23 protein-coding genes are annotated in these 25,653 nt (G+C 65.1%); 13 read left to right on the top strand and 10 right to left on the bottom strand.

From position 1 onward, the window contains the following. Positions 1-13 precede the first annotated feature (13 nt). The 3 genes from XH91_RS26445 to XH91_RS26455 all read right to left on the bottom strand — a co-directional run bounded on the left by XH91_RS26445 (position 14) and on the right by XH91_RS26455 (position 3,696). Entirely contained in the window at positions 14-2,557 is a 2,544-nt protein-coding gene (locus XH91_RS26445; protein WP_128953312.1) for an HWE histidine kinase domain-containing protein, read from the bottom strand. Then, complete coding sequence (locus tag XH91_RS26450) at positions 2,554-3,138, bottom strand: biliverdin-producing heme oxygenase (protein ID WP_128954999.1); 585 nt, start codon at positions 3,136-3,138, stop codon at positions 2,554-2,556. Before XH91_RS26450 ends, XH91_RS26445 begins: the two co-directional genes overlap by 4 nt. A 135-nt stretch (positions 3,139-3,273) precedes the next feature. Further along, a complete protein-coding gene (locus tag XH91_RS26455; RefSeq protein ID WP_164934147.1) occupies positions 3,274-3,696 on the bottom strand; it encodes a nuclear transport factor 2 family protein in 423 nt (140 codons plus the stop codon). Positions 3,697-3,787: 91 nt separating this feature from the next. Between XH91_RS26455 and XH91_RS26460 the strand changes: the two genes are divergently transcribed. Next, positions 3,788-4,702, top strand: a complete 915-nt coding sequence (locus XH91_RS26460) for a LysR family transcriptional regulator (protein ID WP_128955000.1) — start codon at positions 3,788-3,790, stop codon at positions 4,700-4,702. 124 nt (positions 4,703-4,826) lie between these two features. On the opposite strand, the gene XH91_RS26465 is transcribed toward XH91_RS26460, so the two are convergent. After that, positions 4,827-5,447, bottom strand: a complete 621-nt coding sequence (locus XH91_RS26465; protein WP_128953314.1) for a glutathione S-transferase family protein — start codon at positions 5,445-5,447, stop codon at positions 4,827-4,829. A gap of 128 nt (positions 5,448-5,575) precedes the next feature. On the opposite strand from XH91_RS26465, the gene XH91_RS26470 reads away from it, so the two are divergent. Continuing rightward, on the top strand, positions 5,576-6,853 hold the full coding sequence (locus XH91_RS26470) for a flavin-dependent oxidoreductase (protein ID WP_128953315.1): 1,278 nt from the start codon (positions 5,576-5,578) through the stop codon (positions 6,851-6,853). Between the two features lie 144 nt (positions 6,854-6,997). Here XH91_RS26470 and XH91_RS26475 read toward each other — a convergent pair whose 3' ends face one another. Beyond that, positions 6,998-7,426 carry a PaaI family thioesterase gene (locus XH91_RS26475; protein ID WP_128953316.1) on the bottom strand — a complete coding sequence of 143 codons (429 nt, stop codon included), beginning with the start codon at positions 7,424-7,426 and terminating at the stop codon, positions 6,998-7,000. A gap of 251 nt (positions 7,427-7,677) precedes the next feature. Between XH91_RS26475 and XH91_RS26480 the strand changes: the two genes are divergently transcribed. Then, positions 7,678-9,423 carry a sensor domain-containing diguanylate cyclase gene (locus tag XH91_RS26480; RefSeq protein ID WP_128953317.1) on the top strand — a complete coding sequence of 582 codons (1,746 nt, stop codon included), beginning with the start codon at positions 7,678-7,680 and terminating at the stop codon, positions 9,421-9,423. A 4-nt stretch (positions 9,424-9,427) separates the two neighbouring features. Here XH91_RS26480 and mutY read toward each other — a convergent pair whose 3' ends face one another. Next, complete coding sequence (mutY, locus tag XH91_RS26485; RefSeq protein ID WP_128953318.1) at positions 9,428-10,525, bottom strand: A/G-specific adenine glycosylase; 1,098 nt, start codon at positions 10,523-10,525, stop codon at positions 9,428-9,430. Positions 10,526-10,766: 241 nt separating this feature from the next. On the opposite strand from mutY, the gene XH91_RS26495 reads away from it, so the two are divergent. The 10 genes from XH91_RS26495 to XH91_RS26540 all read left to right on the top strand — a co-directional run bounded on the left by XH91_RS26495 (position 10,767) and on the right by XH91_RS26540 (position 21,533). Beyond that, positions 10,767-11,090, top strand: coding sequence for a HigA family addiction module antitoxin (locus XH91_RS26495; RefSeq protein WP_128953319.1), 324 nt, complete (start codon positions 10,767-10,769; stop codon positions 11,088-11,090). A 12-nt stretch (positions 11,091-11,102) separates the two neighbouring features. After that, positions 11,103-11,594, top strand: a complete 492-nt coding sequence (locus XH91_RS26500) for a DUF721 domain-containing protein (protein ID WP_128953320.1) — start codon at positions 11,103-11,105, stop codon at positions 11,592-11,594. 128 nt (positions 11,595-11,722) lie between these two features. Further along, positions 11,723-12,379: a DsbA family protein gene (locus XH91_RS26505; protein WP_128953321.1), complete on the top strand. Its 657-nt coding sequence runs from the start codon at positions 11,723-11,725 to the stop codon at positions 12,377-12,379. Positions 12,380-12,595: 216 nt separating this feature from the next. Next, positions 12,596-16,060 carry a chromosome segregation protein SMC gene (gene smc / locus XH91_RS26510; RefSeq protein WP_128953322.1) on the top strand — a complete coding sequence of 1,155 codons (3,465 nt, stop codon included), beginning with the start codon at positions 12,596-12,598 and terminating at the stop codon, positions 16,058-16,060. A gap of 151 nt (positions 16,061-16,211) precedes the next feature. Beyond that, the gene (locus XH91_RS26515) at positions 16,212-17,192 is read left to right on the top strand and encodes a small ribosomal subunit Rsm22 family protein (RefSeq protein WP_164934146.1); all 981 of its coding nucleotides are present in this window, start codon (positions 16,212-16,214) and stop codon (positions 17,190-17,192) included. A 134-nt stretch (positions 17,193-17,326) separates the two neighbouring features. Further along, entirely contained in the window at positions 17,327-17,887 is a 561-nt protein-coding gene (locus XH91_RS26520) for a LemA family protein (RefSeq protein ID WP_128953324.1), read from the top strand. A 129-nt stretch (positions 17,888-18,016) separates the two neighbouring features. Beyond that, positions 18,017-19,279, top strand: a complete 1,263-nt coding sequence (locus XH91_RS26525) for a M48 family metallopeptidase (protein WP_128953325.1) — start codon at positions 18,017-18,019, stop codon at positions 19,277-19,279. 194 nt (positions 19,280-19,473) lie between these two features. Continuing rightward, positions 19,474-20,226, top strand: coding sequence for a P-loop NTPase family protein (locus tag XH91_RS26530; protein WP_057757117.1), 753 nt, complete (start codon positions 19,474-19,476; stop codon positions 20,224-20,226). 60 nt (positions 20,227-20,286) lie between these two features. Then, the gene (locus XH91_RS26535) at positions 20,287-20,955 is read left to right on the top strand and encodes a hypothetical protein (RefSeq protein WP_164934145.1); all 669 of its coding nucleotides are present in this window, start codon (positions 20,287-20,289) and stop codon (positions 20,953-20,955) included. Positions 20,956-21,200: 245 nt separating this feature from the next. Continuing rightward, entirely contained in the window at positions 21,201-21,533 is a 333-nt protein-coding gene (locus XH91_RS26540; RefSeq protein ID WP_128953327.1) for a GIY-YIG nuclease family protein, read from the top strand. A gap of 17 nt (positions 21,534-21,550) precedes the next feature. Here the strand turns inward: XH91_RS26540 and XH91_RS26545 are convergent, their stop codons facing one another. From XH91_RS26545 to XH91_RS26560, 4 genes are all read right to left on the bottom strand, one after another. Further along, the gene (locus XH91_RS26545) at positions 21,551-22,090 is read right to left on the bottom strand and encodes an adenine phosphoribosyltransferase (RefSeq protein ID WP_128953328.1); all 540 of its coding nucleotides are present in this window, start codon (positions 22,088-22,090) and stop codon (positions 21,551-21,553) included. A gap of 9 nt (positions 22,091-22,099) precedes the next feature. Beyond that, complete coding sequence (locus XH91_RS26550) at positions 22,100-24,265, bottom strand: anthranilate synthase component I (RefSeq protein WP_128953329.1); 2,166 nt, start codon at positions 24,263-24,265, stop codon at positions 22,100-22,102. 231 nt (positions 24,266-24,496) lie between these two features. Continuing rightward, a complete protein-coding gene (locus XH91_RS26555; protein ID WP_245477205.1) occupies positions 24,497-25,147 on the bottom strand; it encodes a hypothetical protein in 651 nt (216 codons plus the stop codon). Between the two features lie 9 nt (positions 25,148-25,156). Beyond that, the gene (locus XH91_RS26560) at positions 25,157-25,582 is read right to left on the bottom strand and encodes a hypothetical protein (protein WP_128953330.1); all 426 of its coding nucleotides are present in this window, start codon (positions 25,580-25,582) and stop codon (positions 25,157-25,159) included. Positions 25,583-25,653 lie beyond the last annotated feature (71 nt).

A 25,653-nucleotide genomic window follows, 5' to 3' on the forward strand; every position in this document is an offset into this window, starting at 1 on the left:
GGGGTAAGCGATATCAGGCCGTCGCCTGCTGCAATTTGCCGAGCGCGTTCTCGACCACTTCCAGCGTGTAGGGCTTTTGCACCACGGGCGCCGAGGCGAGGTCGACGGGGATCGGCGCGCGCTCGCCATAGCCGGTCGCGAAGATGAAGGGCACGCCGATTTCCTTCAGCCTTAAGGCCACCTTGATGCTGCTCTCGCTGCCGAGATTGAGATCGAGCAGCGCAAAGCTCGGCCGCGTGCGCTCGATCGCGCGCAGCGCCTGGTCGACGCTCGCGGCCGTGTCGACGTGCCGCGCCCCGAGATCGAGCAGGATCACCTCCGCCGCCATGGCGATGATGAGATTGTCCTCGACGATCAACGCCGTGTCGGAAATGCGGGGACGGGCGGGCTGCTGTTCCTCGATGCGCATGGCGGCTCCTGCGATTGACGGCACCAGTTCGACGAAGTTCGGCGGGATCACGAACCTCGCCTGCACGCCGAGCAGGTCGAAGCGGATTTCGGCTTCACCCTTGAGGTCGAACGGGACGGAACGCTCGATGATGGTGGTGCCGAAACCGCGGCGCGACGGCGGCTGCACCGGCGGACCGCCGCTCTCCTTCCACTCGATCTCGAGGCTCGAATTCGGGTCGACCCGCCACACCACCTCGACCTGGCCGGTGGAATCGGCGAGCGCGCCGTATTTGGCCGAATTGGTCATCATCTCGTGGACGACGAGCGCCAGCGTCGCGAACGCCTTGGGATCGAGCGCAACGTCGGGTCCATCGATCTTCACGCGATCGGCGCGGGACCCGAGATAGGCCCCGGCCTCGGATTCCAGCAGCGTGCGCAGCGCCACCGGCGCCCAGTTCAGATTGGTGATCTGGTCGTGCGCACGCGCCAGCGCCTGGATGCGCCCGCCGAGCACGCTGGCGAACTCGTCGACGCTTCCGGCGGTGTCCTTGCTCTGCGCCACCAGCGCACGGACGAGGCTCAGGATGTTGCGGACGCGATGATTGAGCTCGGCAATCATCAGCTCCTGCCGCTCCTGCGCGCCGCGGCGCTCGCGGGCGGCAAGGTCGGACAGTTGCAGGATCACCTCGAGCAGCGTGACGCGCAGGCTCTCGGCGATGCGGATGTCGGCTGCCGACCACGGCTTGGACTGGCCCGCGACCGTCTCCTGCCAGAGCTCAAAACTCTTCCGTGGCGTCAGACGCGGCCCGTTCGGGCCTTCCTCGTAGACCTTTTCGGGCGCGCCCGCCCAGTTCACCGAGCGCACCACCTCGCGCCGGAAGAAAATCAGGCAATCGCGCGGCGTGCGCGAGATCGGAATGGCGAGGAAGCCGGCGGCGCGATCGCGAAACACCTCGCCGGCCGCATAGAGCTTGGCGATTTCCGCGCTGGCACAGATCCGACCCGGCGAAGTCCGGTTGATGAAGGCAACGAGGTCCTTGACCTCGGCCTCGGTCGGCGTCTCGCCGTCGAGCGTGATCCTGTTGTCGGACCAGACTGCCACCCCGTCGCAGGCGATCATCCTGCGGTAATCGCCGACGAAATCGACGATCGCGCGACGGCTGTGCTCGTGCGTGCCGGCGGTCTCGATCAACCGCTCCTGGATCTTCTGGGCACTGGCCTCGTAGGCCATATCGCCCTCGCGCTCGCGCCCTTCCACGATCCAGGAGAACATCTGCCCGAACAGCTCGGATGCCGTGCGCTTCTCGAACGAGATGTAGCGCGGCGAGTAATGGTGGCAGGCGAACAGCCCCCACAGCTTGCCGTCGCGCAGGATCGACACCGACATCGAGGCGCCGACGCCCATGTTGCGCAGATATTCGATGTGGATCGGCGACACCGAGCGCAGCACGCTCATGGACAGATCAAGTAGCCCCGCATTGTGCGTGGCTGTCGACAGCAACGCGGCCGGCTTGGCATTGATGTCGGCGATGATGCGCAGCCAGTTGCGCTGATAGAGGATCCGAGCCTGTTTGGGAATGTCGGAGGCCGGGTAGTGCAAGCCGAGAAACTTTTCGAGTCCCGCTTCAGCGGCTTCCGCGATCACCTCGCCCGATCCGTCGGGGTGAAACTGATAGACCATGACACGGTCGAAGCCGGTCAGAACCTTGAGCTGGCGCGCCGCCTCGCGGGCAAGCTCGGTCATGCCGCGGGTCTTGCGGATGCGCTCCAGCATCAGCCGCACCAGCTCGCCCGAATTGACGCCAGCCTCGACGACGCTGGGCTCGGCCTCGACGACCAGATAGGCGCCGGAAAAATGGATCGAGAGATCGTAGAGCGGCTTGTCCGCCTGGAGCTCGACGCCGAACACGCGTTCGGTCGAGTCGGGGCCGCCGAGCTGGTCGACGCGGCTGCGGATGGTCTCGATCGCGGCTGCGGAGAAGACTTTTGCGAGCGGCTGTTGCAGGAGATCGGTGACGTCGCCGCCGAGGAAGCTGCCGGCATTGTCCGACGCCATGCAGATCGTGAAGTCCGACAGCAGCGTCAGCAGGAAGCCGAACGGCTGCACATTGCCGGGAATGTGGATCGGCTCGCGATCGCAATTGGTGAGATTGACCGCCTCGTTCATGCGCGATTCGCCGCCCGCTCGAATGCGGCAAAGGCGCTGCGCGCCGCCTCGATCGCCTCGTCCTCGTCGCAGCGCTGTTCGCTGCCAAGCCTGGCCATAAAGCTCTGCCACAGCCGCTTGCCGGCGCCGTGGCTGAGATAGGCGGTGGCCCGCCCGATGCGCGGATCAGCCGCATCCGCGACGGCCCTCAGCAGGAATTTTGCGCCGAGCCGGGATCCTTCCAGCACGTACATGGTGCCGATCACGCCGCTTTTTGTCAGCGGCGGCACCGACACGGTGGCATGCGCCTCCCGGCCGAGCCAGTCGAGATCTGCAGCGATTGCGGCGCTGCGCGCCCGCTCCGGCCAGTCCGGAAAGTGTTTGGCGACGCCGGCGTCCACCAGCGCAGTTTCGAGCGGCAGCAGAGCGCCCGCGCTGGCTTGGAGAAAACGTCGATAGCCGGAGAGCACGGTGAGATCGAAGGCGGACATTTGCGCGTCGAGCTCGTGATGTGCCTTGGCTGTCGCATCTCTCAATCGTTCGCGGAGTCCGGAAAAGCTTCTCCCTGCCTGTATTGATACGTCCGAAGCCCCAGCCAGCATGAAATTCCCAAACGCGCGCAAAGCCGGCGCGCGATTGCCCCGGAAACGAACGAACGCGGGCGGGACCAAAAGGTTCCCGCCCGGTTCCAGCCCTTTCTGGCCGGCGTTTTTTTGGCCGGCAGCGGCGCGTTTGGCTTATTGCGGGAATAACCCGAGGGCCCTTTCGGTCAGGACGGAGTCGCAGTATTCGCGGATCTCCTTGATCTTGCCGTCCTCAAACCGAAATACCAGGCAATAGTCGTTGTCGTAGCGCACGCCTTCGGGCGTGACGTTGTCGCCCTTGGCCTCGACCACGACGATGTCGCCATCGGCGATGAAGCGCTCGGCGACCGTGCGCGTCCGGTCGCGCAGGCGGCTGCGCACATAGCCATGCAAATCGTTGAGGATCGCGCCTTTCCCGGCGAAGGTCCGCGACCAGGAATACTGGCCGGTGACGATCCATTTGGCGTCGTCGGCAAGGCTTGCGGTGAACAGGGCGCGATCACGCGCCGCCGGATCGGGATTGGCGGCGGCGGCGAAAATATCCTGCATCAGTTTCTTGTTTGCGCTCGTGCTCATGGCGGCATCTCCTGACGGTGGCAACCCGGAGAACATCGCCGCTCGATGCACATTCTTCAAATCGATAGTGAATATGATATATATTCATTCCATGAATTTGAATTCGCTCGACCTCAATCTGTTGACTGCGCTCGACGCCCTGCTGCGCGAGGCCAGTGTCAGCCGCGCCGCCATGCGCATCGGACTGTCGCAGCCGGCAACGAGCCACGCCCTTCAGCGGCTGCGCGATATCTTCGGCGATCCGCTGCTGGTGCGCACCGGCGCACGGATGGAACTGACGCCGCGGGCGCACACCCTGCGCGCGCCGCTGGCGCAAGCGCTCGATCAGGTCCGCGGCCTGTTCGTGCCCGAGGAATTCGATGCCGCGCGCAGCGAGCGGTCGTTTCGCCTGATGATGCCTGATCTCGCCGTCGAATTGCTGATGCCCCCTCTGATTGAGAAGGTCACGCGCCTAGCGCCCAACGTCCGCATCGATGTCGTGCCATGGCGGGGACCGGCGATCTTTCACGCCGAGTTCGCCCGCACCATCGACCTCATGATCTCGATCGGCAACGCCTTTAGGGGATTTCACCGCCAGTTGCTCTACACCGACAGCGACGCGCTGGCGGTGCGGCGCGGCCATCCGGCAGGCGCCAGGCTGAAGCGACGCGACGCCTTCCTCACCGCGCGCCATGTCGGCGTGATCATCCGCGGCCAGCCCGAAGACCTGATCGACACCTGGCTGCGCAGCAAAGGCATCGAGCGGCACATCTCGCTGGTGGTGTCAGGCTATCTCGAAGCGCTGCACGTCGCCGCACGCACCGACCTCGTCGCCTTCGTGCCGCGGCGGCTGATCGCGGCGCTGTCAAAGCAGTTCGGCCTCGTCACGGTCGCGCCGCCGCTCGATCCCGGGATCGACGAGCAGTTCATGTTCTATCCGACGCGCGCACAGATGGACCCCGGCTCGATCTGGCTGCGGCGGCTGATGCTGGAGACGGGACGGGAGTTGGAAAAGAGAGGTTCGTAGGGTGGATTGGCCGAAGGCGTAATCCACCACTGCCTGTCGTCGCGGAAACGAAAGTTGGTGGGTTACGCCGAGCAATTGCGCGTCGCGCAATTGCAGGGCTAATCCACCCTACATTCCCGTTGCCTCACGCCTTCTGCGCGTCCATCACCTTGCGGATCGCCGGGCGGTCCATCATGCGCTTGAAATGGTCGGCGATCTTCGGCGTGGCGTTGATGTCGACGCTGTCGCCTTCGAGCCAGTGCGAGAGTGTGTGGAGATAGGGATCGCAGATCGTGAACTGATCGCCCATCACCCACGGCCCCCTGAACATCGTCGCCTCGATCAGCTTGAAGCAGGCGCCCATGGTCTGCGGCACCATGGCCTTCATGTCGGCGAACGAGCTCTCCTGCGTCGCCCAGCGCGCACCGCGCATCTTGTGGGCATGGTTGATGTGCACGGTCGAGCAGAGATAGGAGTTGAACGACTGAACCTGGGCGAAGTCGAAGGGATCGTCGAGAGGAGCGAGTTTCGCCTTGGGGAAGGTTTGCGCGATATAGGCCAGCATCGCCGGCGTCTCGGTGAGGACGCCGCGATCGGTCACCAGCGCCGGGACGCGCCCCTTCGGGTTGATGGCGAGATAGGCCGGGCTGTTCTGCTGATTGTCCTTGAAGCTCAACCGTTCAGCCGTGTAATCGGCGCCGGCCTCCTCCAGGGTCATGTAGCTGGCGAGCGCGCAGGTGCCGGTGGCGTAGTAGAGTTTGAGCATGTCGGACCTCATGGGAAGCTGGAAATTAGCGGCTGTTGCCCCCGAGGTCTATAGCACGACATTCTCTTCGCAGTTGCCCACATCCGCCCGCCTGTGCCAAGACGCCAACAATCGGAGGGGGTTTTGTCATGACGGTACTCATCGCCGGCGGCGGCATCGGCGGGCTGACGCTTGCGCTCAGCCTGCATCAAATCGGTGTTCCCGTAAAAGTATTCGAGAGCGTCGCGGAGCTGAAGCCGCTCGGGGTCGGCATCAACGTGCTGCCGCATGCCGTGCGCGAGCTGATCGAGCTCGGGTTGCTGGACAGGCTGGACGCCAGCGGCGTGCGGACCCGTGAGCTCGCTTATTTCTCCAAGCACGGCAAGCCGATCTGGAGCGAGCCGCGTGGGCTGGAGGCCGGCTACAAATGGCCGCAATTCTCGATCCACCGCGGCACGCTGCAGCAGATCCTGCTCGATGCCGCAGTCGAGCGGCTCGGCCGCGAGAACATCTTGACCAGCCATCACCTCACCGGCTGGACCGAGACGGCCAGCGGCGTGCGCGCCGACTTCATCGACCGGGCGACCGGCAAGCCTGCCGGAACCTCCGAAGGCGCGATCCTGATCGCCGCCGACGGCATCCATTCCGCCGTGCGAGAAAAGCTCTATCCGAACGAAGGCCCGCCGATCTGGAACGGCCGCATCCTCTGGCGCGGCGTCACGCCTTCGAAAGCCTTCCTCACCGGCCGCACCATGATCATGGCCGGCCACGAGATCCTGAAATTCGTCTGCTATCCGATCTCGAAGGAGCCGGACGCGGCAGGCAACCACCTCATCAATTGGGTCGCCGAGCGGCACATGCCGCCGACCTATCAGTGGCGGCGGGAAGACTATAACCGCACCGCGCGGCTGGAAGAGTTCCTGCCCTGGTTCGACGGCTGGAGATTCGACTGGCTCGACGTGCCTGGTCTGATCAGGAATTGCCCGCACGCCTATGAATATCCGCTAGTCGACCGCGATCCGGTGTCGCAATGGACGTTCGGCAAGGTGACGCTGATGGGCGATGCCGCACATCCGATGTACCCGATCGGCTCGAACGGCGCCTCGCAAGCGATCCTCGATGCCCGCACCATCACGCGCGAGATCCTGGCCCATGGTCCAACCACCGCGGCGCTGCTCGCCTACGAGGCCGAGCGGCGGCCTGCGACCACCGACCTCGTGCTGCTCAACCGCAAGAATGGCCCCGAGCAGGTGATGCAGCTCGTCGAAGAACGCGCGCCCGACGGCTACAAGGTCGTCACCGACGTGCTGTCGCAGAAGGAGCTGGAGGATATCGCGGCAAACTACAAGCGCGTCGCGGGCTTCCAGGTCGAGGCGCTGAACGCGAAACCGCCGATCGTGAGCAAGGACGCGCGGGTCGGGGCGTGACGCGTTCGCTCAAAGCGAGATGCGCATGAATGTGCCCTCGCCCCTTGTGGGAGAGGGCATCGCCGCCGGTAGACCCGGACTCACTTGGGTGAGGGGTTCTCTCTGCGCATTCATCTCGCGCTTGAGCTTGCGGAGACAGACCCCTCATCCGGCGCTGCGCGCCACCCTCGCCGCCTCCAGCAATCGCTCGCTCGCACTCGCCGTTGCCAGCACGGTGCCATCCTCCGTCATCAGCTTGGCCTCGACGAACGCGATGGTCTTGCCGAGCTGGGTCACCCTGGCTTCGCCGATGATCGGCCCGGGCTTTGCGGGACTGAGGAAGTTTACGGTCATGCTGATGGTCGTGGTGTACAGCCGGCCCTCGCTCATCACGAGCACCGCCGGCCCCATCGTGTCGTCGAGCATGGCCGAGAGCATGCCGCCCTGGATGAAGCCAGCCGGATTGCAGAACTCAGGCCTGCCTTCGAAGCCAAGCTTGATCCAGCCGTCCTCCGGGCGGGCATCGAGCAGGTGCCAGCCGAGCAGCTCGGCGCAGGGCGGCCTCTTGAAGTTGTCGAGCGCGGTCTTGACCATGCGAACCTCCGTTGCCGTCGCACTCGTAGCCCCGGCCTGCTGACAGCCTCATGGCAACAGGCGACCGCCGGGGCCCAAAATTCCGGCGAATCACGGAAAACTGCTCGGATTCGGTGCATTCCGCATATCGTTAAGCGCGCTTCAACCAAGCGGCTTCACGACCGATTCAATACGATCCAAATCGGAGATGTGCCGGTAAGCGGTTGGAAGTTACCTCATGGCATGAGCGACGGGGAAACCGGAGCCTTTCCATGCGAGCCCTCTTGCAACAGGCGGCGAGCCGCCTGCACGCGATTGAAGATCGACTGACCGTACGGACGCAGATCGCTGCGGCCGTCGCCGCGATGTCCATCGTGCTGGTGGGCACGCTCGCTGCCGGCGCCGCCCTCATCAGCTACAGACACACCGCGGCCCTGATCGAAAGCAGCGTCGCCGGAATTGCATCCAGCACGTCCGGCCGGCTCGACCGTTTCATGGCGACGCGGCAACAGGAGATGAAGCTGTTCACCGAGCTGGAGCCGATGCAACGGCTGTGGCAGGGCGACCCGAACGAGTTGCGCAGCGCGCTCGAGGCGCTTCAGCGCAATTTCGAATTTACCTGGATCGGCTTTGCCGACCTCAACGGCGATGTCGTCGCCTCGACCGGCGGGCTGCTGCAAGGCAAGTCCGTGACGGCGCGCCCCTGGTTCAAGCAGGGTCTCGAAAGGGTCGTGGTCGGCGACGTGCACGAGGCCATCCTGCTGTCCTCGCTGCTCACCCAACGCGCCAACAACGAACCCTACCGCTTCGTCGATATCGCCCTGCCCGTGCGCGATACCTCCGGCAAGGTGATCGGCGTGCTCGGCGGGCACCTGGACTGGTCCTGGGCCAGCAGTTTGATCAAGGACGTCGAGGCCAATGACGGCAACACCGACACGCGGCTCTCGATCCTCAGCAAGAGCGGCATGGTTCTCGTCGGGCCGCAGAAGGAAACGATCCGCTACGACGGCGACGAGCTTGCCGGCATCCTGAAGGCCCGCGACGGCACCTTCCGCGAGACCGTGGACGGCCAGCAGATGCTGACCGCATTTTATGTCGGCAACGGCTTCCGCGACTATCAGGGACTGAACTGGATCGTCACCGCGAGCCAGCCCGCGAGCGTGGCGCTGAAGGCGGCGATCTCGTCAGCGCAGACGATTTTGGCGATCGGTGCCGTCTTCGCGCTGATCGCGCTATCGCTGGCCGTGCTGGTCTCGCGAAGGATCGCAGGCCCGATCATCGCGCTGACGCAGGAAGCCGATCGCATCGGACGCGCCCACGGCCCGACCATGCTGGCGCGACAGAGCGGCTCGGTCGAGGTGGTCCAGCTCTCGCGCGCACTGCGCTCGCTGCTGCGCCGCATCGGCCTTGCCGAAGAGCGCACCAAGGAAGCCGAGATGCGCGCGACCGAGAACGCGATGCAGCTGCAGGAGGACATGCTGAAGCTGCGCCAGCTCGCCGACACCGATTTCATGACCGGCCTGATGAACCGCCGCTCCTTCCTCGCGGTTGCCGACGACGCGGTCGCGTTCAGCCGCCGCTACAAGCGCAACATGGCGACCTTGATGATCGACATCGATCATTTCAAGAAGATCAACGACACCTATGGCCACGCCGCCGGCGACGACGCCATCAAGCACGTCGCCGAGATCGTCAGCCAGTCGATCCGGACCACCGACAAGGCGGCCCGCTTCGGCGGCGAGGAATTCGTGGTGCTGCTGCGCGAGATCGATCAGGAGACCGCGGTGCTGCTTGCCGACCGCATCAGGACCTCGATCGAGAGCGCGTCGGTGCGTCATGGCGACAGCGTGATCCCTCTCACCGTCTCGGTCGGGCTCGCGCTGTTCGACGAGGACGATCGCGACGTGCAGGACGTGATCGAGCGCGCCGACCAGGGCCTCTATGTCGCCAAGAAAACCGGCCGAAACCGCACCTTCCTGATGCCCGCCACCGAGGACCGCGCCGCGCGCGCCGCCTGATGAGTCAGTCCAGCGCGTGCGCAATCACCTTGCGCATGAGATTGGGCAGCGCCTCGTCGGCCAGCGTCGCGATCGGCACCCAGCGCATGCCGGAAGGCGCGCGCGTGCGGGCTTCGGCCTTCGCGGTGTAGACCACGAGCTCCAGCGGAAAATGCGTGAAGACGTGGGTGACCGCCCCGACCTTGCGCTGCCAGCGCGACAGCCCCTTGATATCGGGGGCCTGCTGTTTTGCGGTCGCGTCTTCCTGGCCGGCAAGCCAGTCCGAACCCGGCACTTCGGTCATGCCGCCGAGCAGGCCTTTCTCGGGCCGGCTGCGGACCAGCAGCTCATCGCCGCGCGTGACGACGAAGGCGGCACCGCGCCGCAACGTCCCGCTCTTCTTCGGGGCCTTGCGTGGAAAGGTCTCCTGCGTGCCCAGCGCGCGCGCCACGCAATCCTCGTTCAACGGGCACAGCGAGCAGGCCGGCTTCTTCGGCGTGCAGATCGAGGCGCCCAGATCCATCAGGGCTTGCGCACTATCGCCTGCCCGCGCGTTGGCCAGCAGCGTCGTTGCCATCTGCTGGATCGTCGGCTTGGCCTGCGGCAGCTCCTCCTCGACCGCATACAGGCGCGACACCACGCGCTCGATGTTGCCGTCGACCGGCATGGTGTGACGGTCGAACGCGATCGCGGCAATCGCGGCCGCTGTGTAAGGGCCAATGCCCGGCAACGCGCGGAGGCCCTCTTCTGTATCGGGAAAAGCGCCGCCGTGCTCGCGCGTCACCGCGACCGCGCAGGCATGCAGATTGCGCGCGCGCGAGTAATAGCCGAGCCCGGCCCACATCCGCAGCACGTCATCGAGAGACGCATCCCCGAGCGCCGTGACATCGGACCACCGCGCGACGAATTTTTCAAAATAGGGCCCGACCGCCTTCACCGTGGTCTGCTGCAGCATGATCTCCGACAGCCAGACCCGGTACGGATCCGAGGTCTCCCCGGGCGCCGCGCGCCAGGGCAGCCTGCGGCGGTGGCGGTCATACCAGGCGAGCAGCAATGTGGGGCGCGATGACAACGTGGTTACCGTCGTGTTCCGTTCCTTCTTGCGCGCAGTCGCGGAGGGCATTCGGCTTTCCTAATGGAGGATTCTGCTCGTGGCCAGCGTGGCCAGGCGGTTGCCGGCCATAACGCCTTGCGTTATACACAAGCATGATCCAGAGCTTCGCCAACTCGGAGACAGGGCTGATCTGGTCCGGGCGGCGAAGCAGGAAACTGCCGCCCGACATTCAGAATGCAGCCTTACGAAAACTGCGTTTGCTCAATCAAGCACGGGTATCGACCGATCTGGGATGACGGAGGACCAAGAGATGTCGAAATCGTCGACTACCACGGCTAGGTCCGGGCTGCTCCGCAATCCTCATCCGGGCGAAATCCTGCTCGAGGAATTCCTGAAGCCGATGGATCTCAGTCAGAACGCGCTCGCGCGTGCCGTTCGCGTGCCGCCGCGGCGGATCAACGAGATCGTCCTGGGCAAGCGCGACATCACGGCCGACACCGATCTGCGGCTCGCCCGCTATTTTGGCGTGTCGGAGGGCTTTTTCCTGGGACTTCAGATGGACTACGATCTGATGCAGCGGCGGCGCGAGATTGATCGCGACCTCAAGGCCATCCGGCCTCGCGCGGCAGCATAGCGGACGGGCCCCATGGCCAAATTCCCTCCCAAACCCGGCCCCATCAGCGCCAAGCCGCTCGGGATCCTGCTCAACGACGTCTTTGCGGAGGCCTATGCCAAGCAGGGGTTTGCGGCACGCGAACTGGTGACGCGGTGGGCGCAGATCGCGGGGCCCGAGATCGCCGCTCATGCCGAGCCGCTGAAGATGCAGTGGCCCCGACCGGTGGAGGGCCAGCCGCAGGAGCCGGCGACACTGGTGCTGCGGGTCGAGGGCCCGATGGCGCTGGAAATCCAGCACTCGGCCGACGTGATCCTGGAGCGGGTCAACCGCTTCTTCGGCTGGAGCGCGGTCGGCAAGCTCGCCTTCCGCCAGGCCCCCCTGTCGCGGCCTCAGGTCCGGAAGCGGCCCGGCCCGCCCGATCCCAAGTCCGTGGCCAAGGTGGCGGAGAGCCTGGGCGAGATCGAGGATGACGAATTGAAGTCGGCGCTGGCGCGGCTCGGGGCCGCCATCAAGCGAAATTGAGCCTCATTTTGCGGTCAATCTGGACCTCGACTTATCGCTCGCCATTGCCTCAAACCACGTTTCAAGCTAGCGACAGGCCGCCCGGGCGGGAACTCGGGCGCGAGACCACGCCAATTCGGGAGCCGACCTTGATCATCACCCGCCGCGCCTTCAACACGATGCTGTCGCTGACCGGTCTTGCCGTGATCGCCGGGCTCTCGCCGCTGCGGTTCATTTCCGAAGCGATGGCGCAGGCGGCTAGCGACGTCGCCAAGCCGGTCTCGCTGCCCGACATGGCGCTCGGCCCGAAGGACGCCGCCGTGACCATCACCGAATTTGCCTCGATGACCTGCCCGCATTGCGCGGCCTTCAACGAGCAGGTTTTCCCCAAGATCAAGTCGGAGTACATCGACACCGGCAAGATCCGTTACATCTTCCGCGAGTTCCCGCTCGACATCAAAGCCGCCGCCGGCTCGATGCTGTCGCGCTGCATCGCCAATGGCGACGCTGCTAAATACTTCGCCGTCACCGACATGCTGTTCCGCCAGCAGAACGACTGGGTGGTGAAGAACACCACCGAGACCCTGACCCGGATCGGCAAGCAGGCGGGCCTCAGCCAGCAGCAGGTCGAAGCCTGTTTGAAGGACCAGTCGCTGCTCGACAAGATCGCCGCCGACCAGAAATATGCCAGCGACGTCCTGAAGGTGGATTCGACGCCGACCTTCTTCATCAACGGCGAGAAGATCAAGGGCGAGACCTCGTTCGAGGAGTTCGCGAAGAAGATCAATCCGCTGCTGAAGAGCTGATTCGCTCGTCAAGATCCTGATTCGCATCTCGAAAGCCGTATCTTTCCCGGCATAAATCCCTTGGGAAAAGCGGCTTTCGCTGGTTGCCCTCGCGGCGCACCGCGGCCATTGTCCGCCGCATGAGGCGCCTCGCGCGACTCACCCAGAGAGTGACATTGCCTTCCATGGTACTGTCCCGGCAGGGGGATTCGCGCCTGCCAACAGAGATGCGTGCTTATGAAAATCACCCGCCTGCGCCTACACGGATTCAAGTCCTTCGTTGAGCCGACGGACTTCGTCATCGAGCCCGGCCTGACCGGCGTGGTCGGCCCCAACGGTTGCGGCAAGTCGAATCTCGTCGAGGCGCTGCGCTGGGCGATGGGTGAGACCTCCTACAAGAGCTTGCGCGCCGCCGACATGGACGCGGTGATCTTCGCCGGCTCAGGCAACCGCCCGGCACGCAACCACGCCGAAGTGACGATGACGATCGACAACGCCGATCGCACCGCGCCGGCGGCGATGAACGACAGCCAGTTGCTCGAAATCTCCCGCCGCATCGAGCGCGAGGCCGGCTCGGTCTATCGCATCAACGGTCGTGACGTGCGCGCCCGCGACGTGCAGATCCTGTTCGCGGATGCCGCCACCGGCGCGCGCTCGCCGGCCCTCGTTCACCAGGGCAAGATCGGCGAAATCATCCAGGCCAAGCCCGAGCAGCGCCGCCGCGTGCTGGAAGACGCCGCGGGCGTCGCCGGCCTGCACGCCCGCCGCCACGAGGCCGAGCTGCGGCTGAAGGCGGCCGAGACCAACCTCACCCGCGTCGAGGACGTGATCGGCCAGCTCTCCGGCCAGATGGAGGGCCTGAAGAAGCAGGCCCGCCAGGCGGTGCGTTATCGAGAGGTCGCGGCCAAGGTCCGCAAGGCCGAAGCGACGCTGTTTCATCTGCGCTGGATCGGCGCCCATGCCGACGTCAACGAGTCCGGCCAGACCCATGATCTCGCCGTGCGCGAGATGGCCGAGCGCACCCAGCACCAGGCCGAGGCCGCCCGCATCCAGGCGATCCGCGCCGCCGAAATGCCGGCGTTGCGCGATGCCGAGGCGCGCGCCGCCGCCGGCCTCCAGCGCCTGACCAACGCCCGCGAGCTGCTCGACCGCGAGGAGGAGCGTGCCAAGGAGCGCGTCGCCGAACTCGAGCGCCGTCTCGCCCAATTCGAAGGCGATATCTCGCGCGCCCAGCAACAGACCATGGACGCCGACGTCGCGCTGCAGCGGCTCGACACCGAAGACGCCGAGCTGAAGGAAGAGATCAAGTCGCGCGTCGAGAAGCGCTCCGGCGTCGACGAGCGCGTCGGCGAAGCCGAAGCCGTGCTGACCGAAACCGAGCAGCAATTCGCCGAGCTCACCACCGCGCTCGCCGATCTCACCGCCAAGCGCAACCAGCTCGAGGCCAACGTCCGCACCCACCGCGACAAGCTCGCCCGTCTTGACCAGGAGATCGCGAATGTCACGGCGGAAGAGCAGAAGCTCGCCGCCGACACCGGCGGCTTCGGCGATCTCGACGAGCTGACCGCTACGGTCGAGACCGCAGAGCAGACGCTGGCGGCTTCCGAGGCCGCAGCGCAAGCCAGCGAAGCCGCGCATGTCGCCGCGCGTCAGACGCTGGAATCCTCGCGCTCCCCGCTGGTTGAAGCCGACAAGCGCGTGCAGCGGCTCGATACCGAGGCACGCACGATCTCCAAGATCGTCAACGGCGAGACCAAGAATCTGTGGCCGCCGATCATCGACGGCATCACCGTCGACAAGGGCTTCGAGAAGGCGATCGGCGCCGCGCTCGGCGACGATCTCGACGCGCCGATCGATCCTTCGGCCCCGATGCGCTGGACCAATGTCGGACACACCGAAGGCGATCCTGAACTGCCCGAAGGCGTCACCCCGCTCGCCAACCACGTTCAGGCGCCGGCCGAGCTGACGCGCCGCCTGGCGCAGATCGGCGTGGTGCCGCGCGAGCGCGGCGCCGAGCTGGTCTCGCAGCTCAAGACCGGCCAGCGGCTGGTCTCGCCCGAGGGCGACGTCTGGCGCTGGGACGGCTTTGTCGCCGCCGCCCACGCCCCGACCGGTGCCGCACGGCGCCTCGCCGAGCGCGCCCGCCTCGTCGACATCGAGAACGAGCTGGAGCAGGCCCGTATCGACGCGCAGATCAAGCGTCAGGCGCTCGAGAATGCCGAATCCGAATTGCAGATGGCGGCCAGCACCGAAGGCGCCAGCCGCGAAGCCATGCGTGCCGCGCAGCGCGAGCTGAACGTCGCGCGCGAGCGTCACGCTGCTGCCGAGCGCGAGATCAGCCGTCACGCCGCCCGCAAGGCGACGCTGTCGGAGGCGCACAGCCGTCTCGCCGCCGATCGCGCCGAAGCCGAGGCCGCCTACGAATATGCTGAGGCCGGCATCAGCGAGCTGCCGTCGAGCGAAGACACCGAAACGCGTCTTGCCGCCGTCCGCAGCGACATCGAGGGCCAGCGCCGCATCGCCGCCCAGGTCCGCGCCGAGGCGCAGGCGCTGGCGCGCGAGGCCGAGCTCGCCGACCGCCGCGTCCAGGCGATCCTCGCCGAGCGCACCGAGTGGGCGAACCGCAAGGATAGCGCGGCCTCCCACATCGACACCATCCAGGCGCGTATTGCCGAACTCACGATCGAGCGCAGCGAGCTTGAAAACGCGCCCGCAGTGTTCGCCGAAAAGCGCAGCGCGCTGATCACGGAAATCGAATACGCCGAGAACGACCGCCGCATGGCCGCCGACGCGCTCGCGACTGCCGAGACCGCGATGGCGGAGACCGATCGCGTTGCCAAGCTGACCCTCGAAGCGCTCTCCAGCGCACGTGAGGCCACGGCGCGTGCCGAGGAGCGTATGGAAGGCTCCCGGCGCCGGCTCGAGGACATCGAGCGCGAGATCCGCGACATGCTCGAAGTCGAGCCCCAGGCCGTCGCCGGCCTCGCCGAGATCGAGCCCGGCGCGGAGCTGCCGCCGCTGCACGACATCGAGGAAGACCTCGAAAAGATGCGCCGCGACCGCGAGCGCCTGGGCGCCGTCAATCTGCGCGCAGAGGAAGAGCTGCGCGAGGTCGAGACCCAGCACAACGGTCTCGTCACCGAGCGCGACGACCTGGTCGAGGCCATCAAGCGGCTGCGCCAGGGTATCCAGAGCCTCAACAAGGAAGCGCGCGAGCGCCTCTTGACCTCGTTCGAGGTCGTCAACAACCACTTCAAGCGCCTGTTCGTCGAGCTGTTCGGCGGCGGTGAAGCCGCGCTGCACCTGATCGAGAGCGACGACCCGCTGGAAGCCGGTCTCGAAATCATCGCAAAGCCCCCCGGCAAAAAGCCGCAGACGCTGTCGCTGCTGTCGGGCGGCGAGCAGGCGCTGACCGCGATGGCGCTGATCTTCGCGGTGTTCTTGACCAACCCCTCGCCGATCTGCGTGCTGGACGAAGTCGATGCGCCGCTCGACGACCACAACGTCGAACGTTACTGCAACTTGCTGCATGAGATGACCGGCTCGACCGACACGCGTTTCATCATCATCACGCACAATCCGATCACGATGGCGCGGATGAATCGGCTGTTCGGCGTCACCATGGCCGAGCGCGGCGTCTCCCAGCTCGTCTCGGTGAGCCTGGCCGAGGCCGTGGACATTCTCGACCAGAACGTGGCGTGAGGCTGCGGTCGTTCCGCACCCATTGACGTCATCATCCGCCTTGTGCGCAAATTGCGCACTGGAGCGGATGATCCAGTACGCCGCGCCGTCTCGGTCTAGCGGCGCGGCCTCGGAATACTGGATGCCCCGCCTGCGCGGGGCATGACTGCGGATGACGATAGCCCCTACCCTTCCCGCCGAACTTAAGGCCGCGCTCGACGCCAGGCTGCAGGGATTCTCCCGCACCGACGCGGCACAGCGATCGCAAAAAATCTCGACGACCTACCGCGCCGGCGGCGGCTCCACCACGATCAAGTCGGAAGCGGATGCGCTCGCCTATGCGCTGGCGCGCATGCCGGCCACTTACGCCGCCGTCGCTGCGAGCCTGAGCGCGCTCGCCGAGATCACCCTCGACTTCGCCCCGGAAACAATGCTCGATGTCGGCGCGGGCCCGGGCACCGCGAGCTGGGCCGCCGCGGAGGCCTTTTCGTCGCTGCAGGATTTCACGCTGCTCGACGCCAACGCGACGCTGAGCCGGCTTGCGCTCGAGCTCGTGCGCGACAGCACACGCCTGTCCGACTGCCGCTATTTGCCCGGCGATGCCGCCACCAACCTCGCCGAGGTCTCGCAAGCCGATCTCGTGGTCGCGAGCTATATTATCGGCGAACTCGGTGAGGCCGATCAACGCAAGCTCGCGGAGACGATGTGGATCAAAGCGCGCCACGCCCTGGTCGTGATCGAGCCCGGCACACCAGCCGGCTATGCCCGCATTCTCGCGCTGCGCCAGCAGCTGGTCGCGGCCGGGGCCTTCGTCGCCGCGCCCTGCCCACACGAAAAGCCCTGCCCACTCGTCGCGCCCGATTGGTGCCATTTCAACCAGCGCCTGCCGCGCTCGCAGGCGCACCGCCAGATCAAGGGCGCCGAGGTGCCGTTCGAGGACGAGCGCTTCATCTACGTCGCGTTGACCCGCACACCGCCCGCAGTCCGCGCCGCGCGCGTGCTGGCGCCACCGGAGGTCGGCAAGGTCGAGGTCACGGCCAAGCTCTGCACCGAGGCAGGTCTCGAACTTGCCAAGATCCCGCGACGTGACAAGGCGGGATATGCCGGCGCCCGGCGCTGGCGCTGGGGCGATGCAATACTGTCCGAAAGTTAACCTCGTCCCCCGCTTTTCCCTTGAACTCGGACGGCTCCCGATCCGACCAAGTCTTACCTTCCCTCCGCGCGGGGCTCTCCCCCGGCTCCATTTTAGTTTAGGCTGTCTGCTCCATTTCCTTTCAGGAGTCCTCCATGTCGACCGGCTGGATCGTTCTCGGCGTCATCGTCGTCCTCGTGTTCCTGGCGTTCAGCGCCTACAACCGGCTGGTGGCGCTGGGTCAGCGCGTCAGCCAGGCCTTTGCCGATGTCGACGTGCAGCTCAAGCAGCGTCATGACCTGATCCCGAACCTGGTCGAGACGGTGAAGGGCTATGCCTCGCACGAGCGCGGCACGCTCGACGACGTCATCAAGGCGCGCAATTCGGCGATGTCGGCGCAGGGACCGGCCCAGGTGTCGGCGGCCGAAAACCAGCTCTCGGGCGCGCTCGGTCGGCTGATCGCGCTGTCGGAGGCCTATCCGGACCTCAAGGCCAACGCCAACTTCCAGCAGCTTGCGAGCGAGCTCTCCGACCTCGAGAACAAGATCGCCGCAAGCCGCCGCTTCTTCAACAACGCGGTCCAGGAATACAACACCGGTATCCAGCAGATGCCCGCCGCTCTGTTTGCTGGCATGTTCGGTTTCACCAAGAAGGACTTCTTCGATCTCGGCACGAGCCGCACCGAGGTCGAGGCCGCCCCTCAGGTGAAGTTCTGATCACCTAACATGTCCATTGTCTTTCTCCGTCATTCCGGGGCGTCGCAAAGCGACGAACCCGGAATCTCGAGGTTCCGGGTTCACGCCTTCGGCGCGCCCCGGAACGACGGACTTTAACGAAGTCGCGTCATGGCTGCGTATGGTCTCTACACGCACATCGCCTCGAACAAGTTTCGTTCGATGCTGCTGCTCGGCGGCCTGTTCGCACTGGTCTATGTGCTGGTCTTTGCCGGCGCGCTGGTCGCCGAGGTCGTCACCAACGGCAACGGCACTGTCGCCTATTATCTGAACCGCGCGTTTCACGACCTCATCGTCGCCTTCCCGTTTGCGACGGCTGGGGCGATTGCCTGGATCGTCATCGCCTATTTCTTCCATCAGTCGATGATCGATGCGGTGACCGGGGGCCACGACGTTACCAGGCAGGAAGAGCCGCGGCTCTACAACCTGCTGGAAAATCTCTGCATCTCGCGCGGCATCACCATGCCGAAACTGAAGATCATGGAAAGCCCGGCGCTGAACGCGTTCGCGACCGGCCTCAATCCGCGGCAATATGCCGTCACCGTCACCACCGGTCTCCTGAAGGCGCTGAACGACCAGGAGATCGAGGCGGTGCTGGGCCACGAGCTGACCCACATCAAGAATGGCGACGTTCAGCTGATGGTGGTCGCCGTCATCATCGCCGGCGTGGTGGGCTTTTTCGGCGAATTGTTCTTCCGCCTGTTCACCAATTTGAGCTGGAGCTCCGGTGGCGGATCGTGGTCGTCGGGCTCTTCCTCGTCGTCCCGTTCGTCCTCGTCGTCGAGCGACAACAAGAATTCCGGCGGCGGCGCGATCATCGTGATCATCATCGCGGTCGTGCTGATCGTGGTGGCCTGGCTGGTCTCGCAGGTAGTCAAGCTCGCGCTGTCACGCTCGCGCGAATATCTCGCCGATGCCGGCTCGGTCGAACTGACGAAAAACCCCGATGCCATGATCTCTGCGCTCCGCAAGATCGAAGGCCGCGGCGAATTGCCGGGCGCGACCTCCGCGGTGATGGAGCTGTGCCTGGACAATCCGCGCGAAGGCTTTTCAGATCTGTTCGCGACCCACCCCTCGGTACAGTCCCGCGTCGACGCGCTGGTAAAATTCGCCGGCGGCCATGATCCCGGTCCGTTGCCGCCGCCTGCTGATGAGACGGAGCAATCCACCGCCGAAGAGACCCAGGCCGATCAGCAGGACGCCCCACCTCCGATCCCGCACGGCCCTTGGAACGATGCAGCCAACCCGTCCGCTCCCCCGCCCGTGCCCGCGCCGAGCCCTGCCGGAACCGCTGCCGGCAATCCGCTCGGACCTCCAGGCAATCCCGTGGGTAATTCTATGGGTAATCCTGTGGGTCCTTGGGGCCGCCACTAAGGGCAATCCGTCACGGCTTGCAGCTGGTTTTACGGCCTTTGGGAAAAACTTCGGGAATTGCAGCTGGCCTGTACCAGAGATTTGAATTCTCCCTTGTTTCTGCCATGTTCGCGCCTAACAGCAGACTCGGGACATCGATTTGGCGCCCGGCCGATTGCGACCTCGCGATCGGGGGCGCGCGTTAGGGGACAGCAATGGCAAAGCCGGCAGTGGTAGTGGTGGGCGCGGACAAGGGCGGGGTCGGTAAGACCACGGTATCGCGCACCCTGCTCGATTATTTCTCAGCCAACAACGTGCCGACGCGCGCGTTCGACACGGAGTCGCCGCGCGGAACGCTGAAGCGCTTCCATCCCGAGATCACCGAGATCGTCGACATGACGACGACGGCCGATCAGATGAAGATTTTCGACACGCTCAACGCTGTCAGCCCGTCAGTCACCGTCATCGACGTCCGCGCCGGCCTGCTCTCGCCGGCGCTGGCCTCGCTCCGCGACATCGGCTTCCTCGACGCCGCCAAGGCCGGCCAGATCACCTTCGCGGTGTTCCATATCCTCGGGCCGTCGATCGCCTCGCTCGAGGAGATCGCCGAGACCGCGGGCTTCATGGGTGGCGCGAAATATTTCCTGGTGAAGAACTTCATCAACGACACCCAGTTCTTCCAGTGGGACCAGGCGACCTATAATTCCTACTTCCACCGCATCAAGGACGCGACCGAGCTGACCATCCCGAAGCTCAACGAAATGGCCTATGAGCAGGTCGAGGTGTCGTCGGTGCCGTTCCTGAAGTTCGTCGCCAACAAGGGCATCCACGACGAGGCCGCGAACTATTCGTTCGTGCTGCGCGGCTATGTCCGGCACTGGCTGGCCAATGTCTGGAGCGAATTCGACCGCATCCGCCTGACCGACATCGTCGGTTCGAAGCCGGTTACCCGCAACAGCGAAAAATAGTTGCAGAGGCCGGGCTGATACGGCTGGATTGGGCGGTGAGTTCGCTCAGATAATAGCGTGATGCCCGCGACGCCGCTCTACATCATCTGCTCGCCCCGCCCGCAGGTCGGCAAGACGCTGCTGGCGCGGCTATTGAGCGAATTCCTGCTGCTCAAGAACGGCAATGTCGCGGCCTTCGACGTCAATCTGAAGGAGCCGTCGCTGCTCGACTATCTGCCGAAGGTGACCGAGACCGCCGACGTGATCGACACCTACGGCAAGATGCAGCTGATGGACCGCGTCATCGTCGATGACGGTCTTGCCAAGGTGATCGACCTCGGATTCCACGCCTTCGACGAATTCTTCAAGATGACCGACGAGATCGGCCTGCTCAAGGAAGCGGCGCGCCGGCATGTCGCACCACAGATCCTGTTCGTCGCCGACACCGACCGCGTCTCCGCCCGTGCCCACGAGATGCTGCGCCAGCAGATCCCGCGGATGAACCTGATCACCGTCGACAACGAGTTCGTCATCCGCGGCGAGCTGCCGCCCGCGATGGAAAGCGGCCGGCTATTCCGCCTTCCCGCGCTGCCCGGCTTCCTCAAGACCTATATCGACCGGCTGAGCTTCTCCTTCACCGGCTACCTGCGCCAGGAAAAGGATTCCTCGACCGAGCTACACCAATGGGTCCGGCGCAACTACCTCGCCTTCCGCGAGCTCGAGCTCAGCCTCATCCTGCAGCGGTCGTGAGTCATTCCGGGGCGCGACGAAGTCGCGACCTATGGTGCGCAATTGCGCACCTGAGAATCCATCGGGCCGCAGATGCTGGTCGCACAATGGATTCCGGGTTCGCGCTGACGCGCGCCCCGGAATGACGAGAGGGAGAGAGAAGGGCGGGCCCAGCGCTTAGATCATTTCACCCGGGTAATATTGACACCGAGCGGCCGCCCGGCTACTGAGGCTGCACAACAACATCTCCAGCAAGGCCCCTCCCCGTGACCATCGACCGGAAAGCAGCCATCGCAGCCTATAAGGAGCGGAAGACCGTTGCGGGCATTTTCGTCGTCCGCTGTGCCGCTTCAGGCGAGGCCTGGGTCGGCCAGGCCCCGAACCTCGAGACCATCCAGAACCGCATCTGGTTCACGCTGCGCCAGGGCGGCCACCCATGCCGCAGCCTCCAGGCCGCCTGGAAGGCGCATGGCGAGGCTGGCCTGACCTTCGGCGAATGCGAGCGGCTCGAGGATGAGAAGAGCGCCTATGTCAGGAACGCGCTGCTGAAGGAGCGCATGCTGCACTGGCAAGCGGAGCTGAAGGCCGAGGCGATCTAAGCCGCCTCAGCGGCGCCTCAGTGCCCCTCGAACGTCATCAGCGTACGCACCGGCACGTCCATCGCGCGCAGCTTGGCGGCGCCCCCGAGCTCGGGCAGATCGATGATGAAGCAGGCGGCGACGACATTGGCGCCGATCTGGCGGAGTAGCTTCACCGCGCCCTCCGCAGTGCCGCCGGTGGCGATGAGGTCGTCGACCAGGATGACGCGCTCGCCAGGCTGGATCGCATCGACATGCATCTCCATCTCGTCGATGCCGTATTCGAGCGAGTAAGCGATGCGCACGGTGGTGTGCGGCAGCTTTCCCTTCTTGCGGATCGGCACGAAGCCGGCCGATAGCTGATGCGCCACGGCGCCGCCGATGATGAAGCCGCGCGCTTCCATGCCGGCGACCTTGTCGATCTTGTTGCCGGCCCAGGGATTGACGAGCTCGTCGACCGCGCGGCGGAAGGCGCGCGCATCCGCGAGCAAGGTCGTGATGTCGCGGAACATGATCCCCGGCTTGGGATAGTCGCGGATGGTGCGGACGCTCGCCTTCAGATCGTGGTCAAAAGTCATTGGTGCCTCTCAATTGACCGGCGCATCCAGCCGGAACGCGTTCTCGACAATTCGCAAGCCCACCTCGCCGCCGAGCGACATCAGCGATTCCGGGTGGAATTGCACGCCCGCGACCGGCAGGGTCTTGTGCTCCAGCGCCATGGCGACGCCGTCCTCGGTGCTGGCGGTAACGGACAATACCTCAGGCATGCTGTCGCGCTCGACGAAGAGCGAGTGATAGCGGCCGATGACGATCTCGTTCGGCAGATTGCGCATCAGGCGCCCGCCGCGCACCTGAACCCGCGAGGGCCGGCCGTGGGCGGGATGAGTGAGCTGACCGAGCTCGCCGCCGAAATATTCGCCGATCGCCTGCACGCCGAGGCAGACGCCGAACACCGGCAGCTTGTTCTCCAGCGCCGCATCGATCGTCTTCTTGATCCCGAAATCTCCCGGCCGGCCCGGCCCTGGCGACAGCACCAGCAAATCCCACCTCTTCTGCTTGAGCATGTCGAGCGCATGCACATAGCGGACCACGGTGACGCTGGCACCGACCTGGCGGAAGTAGTCGGCGAGCATGTGCACGAAGCTGTCGTCGTGGTCGATCAGCAGCACCCGCTTGCCCGAGCCGGTCGCATCAGGCGCGAAGCTCGACAGCGGCTTTGGCGGATCGCCGCGCAAAGCCTGGAACAGCGCCGCCGCCTTCACCTGGCATTCGCGGTCCTCGGCAGCCGGATCGGAGTCGAACAGGCAGGTGGCGCCGACGCGCACTTCGGCGAGGCCGTCCTTCATGCGGATGGTGCGGATGGTGAGACCGGTGTTGATACTACCGTCGAAATTCACCGCGCCGATCGCGCCGGCATACCAGCGCCGCGGCGAGCGCTCATGGTCCTCGACGAACTGCATCGCCCACAGTTTTGGCGCGCCCGTCACGGTGACGGCCCAGGCGTGGGTAAGGAAGGCATCGAGCGCGTCGAAGCCGGGACGCAGCATGCCTTCGACGTGATCGACGGTGTGGAACAGCTTTGAATAAGTCTCGATCTGCCGGCGTGCCAGCACCTTGATCGTGCCGGGGACGCAGACGCGCGCCTTGTCGTTGCGATCGACGTCGGTGCACATGTTCAGCTCGAACTCGTCCTTCTCCGAGTTCAGGAGCTGGCGGATCTGCTCGGCATCTCCGATCGCATCGGTGCCGCGTGCGATGGTGCCCGAGATCGGACAGGTCTCGACGCGGCGTCCGTCGGAGCGCACGAACATCTCCGGCGAAGCGGAGACCAGGAATTCGCCCTCGCCCAGATTCATCAGCGCGCCATAGGGCGACGGGTTGATGACGCAGAGGCGCTGGAAAACTTCGGCCGGCGAGCGCTCGCAGGGCTCGGCGAAGAGCTGGCCCGGCACGGCCTCGAACAGATCGCCGCGGGCGAAGGCCGCGCGCGCGGTCTCGACGGTCGCCTGATATTCGCCGGGCGCGTGATCGGCAAAGCCCTGGCGATCCGTCTTCACATAGGGGCTCTCGGCTGTCTCGCGCGGCAGGCCTTCGGTCGACTTGCCCTTCCAGGCAAAATCGTAGGAGAGCACGACGCCGCGCCCGGTGGCGCGGTCGTAGGCGAGCAGGCGGTCCGGGACATAGAGCACGATGTCGCGCTGGTCATTCTCACGCACACGCTTCTGCACGAGGTCCTCGATCTGGAACACGAGGTCATAGGCGAAGGCGCCGAACAGGCCGAGCAGCCCGTCGTCATTGGCCGAGAAAGCGGCAATGATGTCGCGCACCAGCGACATCACGCTGGCGCGCCGCGTGCGCTGGTCTTCCTCAACAGGCGCGTCGCCGCGGATGATGTGGCCCGCAAGACGCGTGGCGCTCTTCTCGGAGATCACGACGCAGGGCTCGCGCAGGACGTCAGCCAGGAAAGCGATCAGCACCTCGCCGCGCGCGTTGAGTGCTTCCAGCTTGAAATTGGTGCCAACGGTTTCGAGCTTGAGCGGCGGATCGGAGAAACCGAGGTCAAAGCTCTCATAGCGGCCCGGCACGGTCGTGCCCGACGACAACACCACGCCGCGGCGGCGGTCGAGAAGGTTGATGAGATCGTCGAGCCGGTCGGCATGGCCGGTGAACTGCTCGGCCACGCGGGTGATCGAAAGGCCCCCGCGGGTGACGTAGTCGCTTCTGGGAGGGAGAGCAAAGACTGTCCTGTTCATGGGGTCCTCTTACGAAACTTGCCGAGGGAACGCCACACAGGACAAACGATCAGGCCGCCGCGCTGTGCTGGCGACCTCAGACGATTTTGGGAGAATAAATCGCACCGGCCACCTCTTAGGAGGTGCGCCACCAACGACGGGATGGGCGGGCTGGGGTGCTCATGGGGCGGATACTCACCATGGCCGGGGGACGGCGTCAAGGGCCGCCGCCTTCGGTCGCCGGCTTTTGGGTTACTGCTCGACCGGGGCGGCCTGCCAGTCGAATTTGCGCTTCTTCCGGTCCCATTTCAGGACCGAGAAGTTGTCGCATTCCATGCACGTCCAGGCGACGATGCTGTCGTCGTCGCCCTTCTGCAGGGCACCGAACTGGTGATCCGTCCGCAAGGCATTCACGAACCGGATCTTTGGCTTTCCTTGCGCAGGTTGATTCAGGATGAGAATGAACCTGCCCTTTTGACCTGAGCACTCCTCGAAGACGCCGACCAACGCGACCTGCTTGGCCGCCGTGCCGTCGAAGCGCCCCTCGACGGCGAACGACATGTTGGCGGCTGCCATCGCATCAGTACCGCCCTCGAAGAGCAACTCCCTTGGAATGAGGTCTTTGCGGAATTCAGTGGCCTTGCACCAGCTCTTTCTTATCTCCCTCGCGGGAATCCCGCGAACCTCCGTCGTGAACGGATGGAAGTTGGCAAGGACCCACCAGGCGATAGTCTTAAGGTCGCCCTCAATCGTCACGAATGCCGGCTCGGCCCGAGCCTGCGCAGCGGCTAGCCAACAGCACAGAGCAATGATCCATCGCGCGGCGCGGACGAACGTGCATTTGCGAAGCATGGCCTTACTCCCACAAGAACATGCGATACCAACTCTCCGCACGCCCTGCATGGCGTCGTCCTAGTAGGCTCCAACCTCGTATCCGATCGCCCGAAACCCACTCTCGGGAGCATATCGGAATTCAAACGTGAACTCGGAGTTGGCATCGTGCCAGCTCAGCGCACAGCGGCCGTCCGGCAACGACAGCAGCTTTGCTGTGTGCAGATGCTTGCGCATGGCGGGCGTGAACAACGTGTCGTAGCGCTGCAGAAATTCGGCCTCGCTCTTGACCGGCCCGCTCTGAACGTCGCGCTTGCCTTCCGCCGACCAGTACTCGACCGGAAACGCAATCAGCTTGACCATGCGCGTCTTGTCGTTCGCGTTCGCGGCGCTCTCGAAGTCCGTTCGGAATGCCTGGAATTCGGGCCCGTTACACGCGGGCTCTTTCGCCCAACAAGGCGTCGCAAGGCCGGCGACGAACAAGGATGCAATCAGGTAGATCTTCATAGGACGATGCTCGGCGCCAACGTGTTGGCTCCGACGCGGCAGGGTGTGTGACCACGCCAGAGCGGCCCCGG

This window comes from Bradyrhizobium guangzhouense (assembly GCF_004114955.1).
Classification (GTDB): domain Bacteria; phylum Pseudomonadota; class Alphaproteobacteria; order Rhizobiales; family Xanthobacteraceae; genus Bradyrhizobium; species Bradyrhizobium guangzhouense.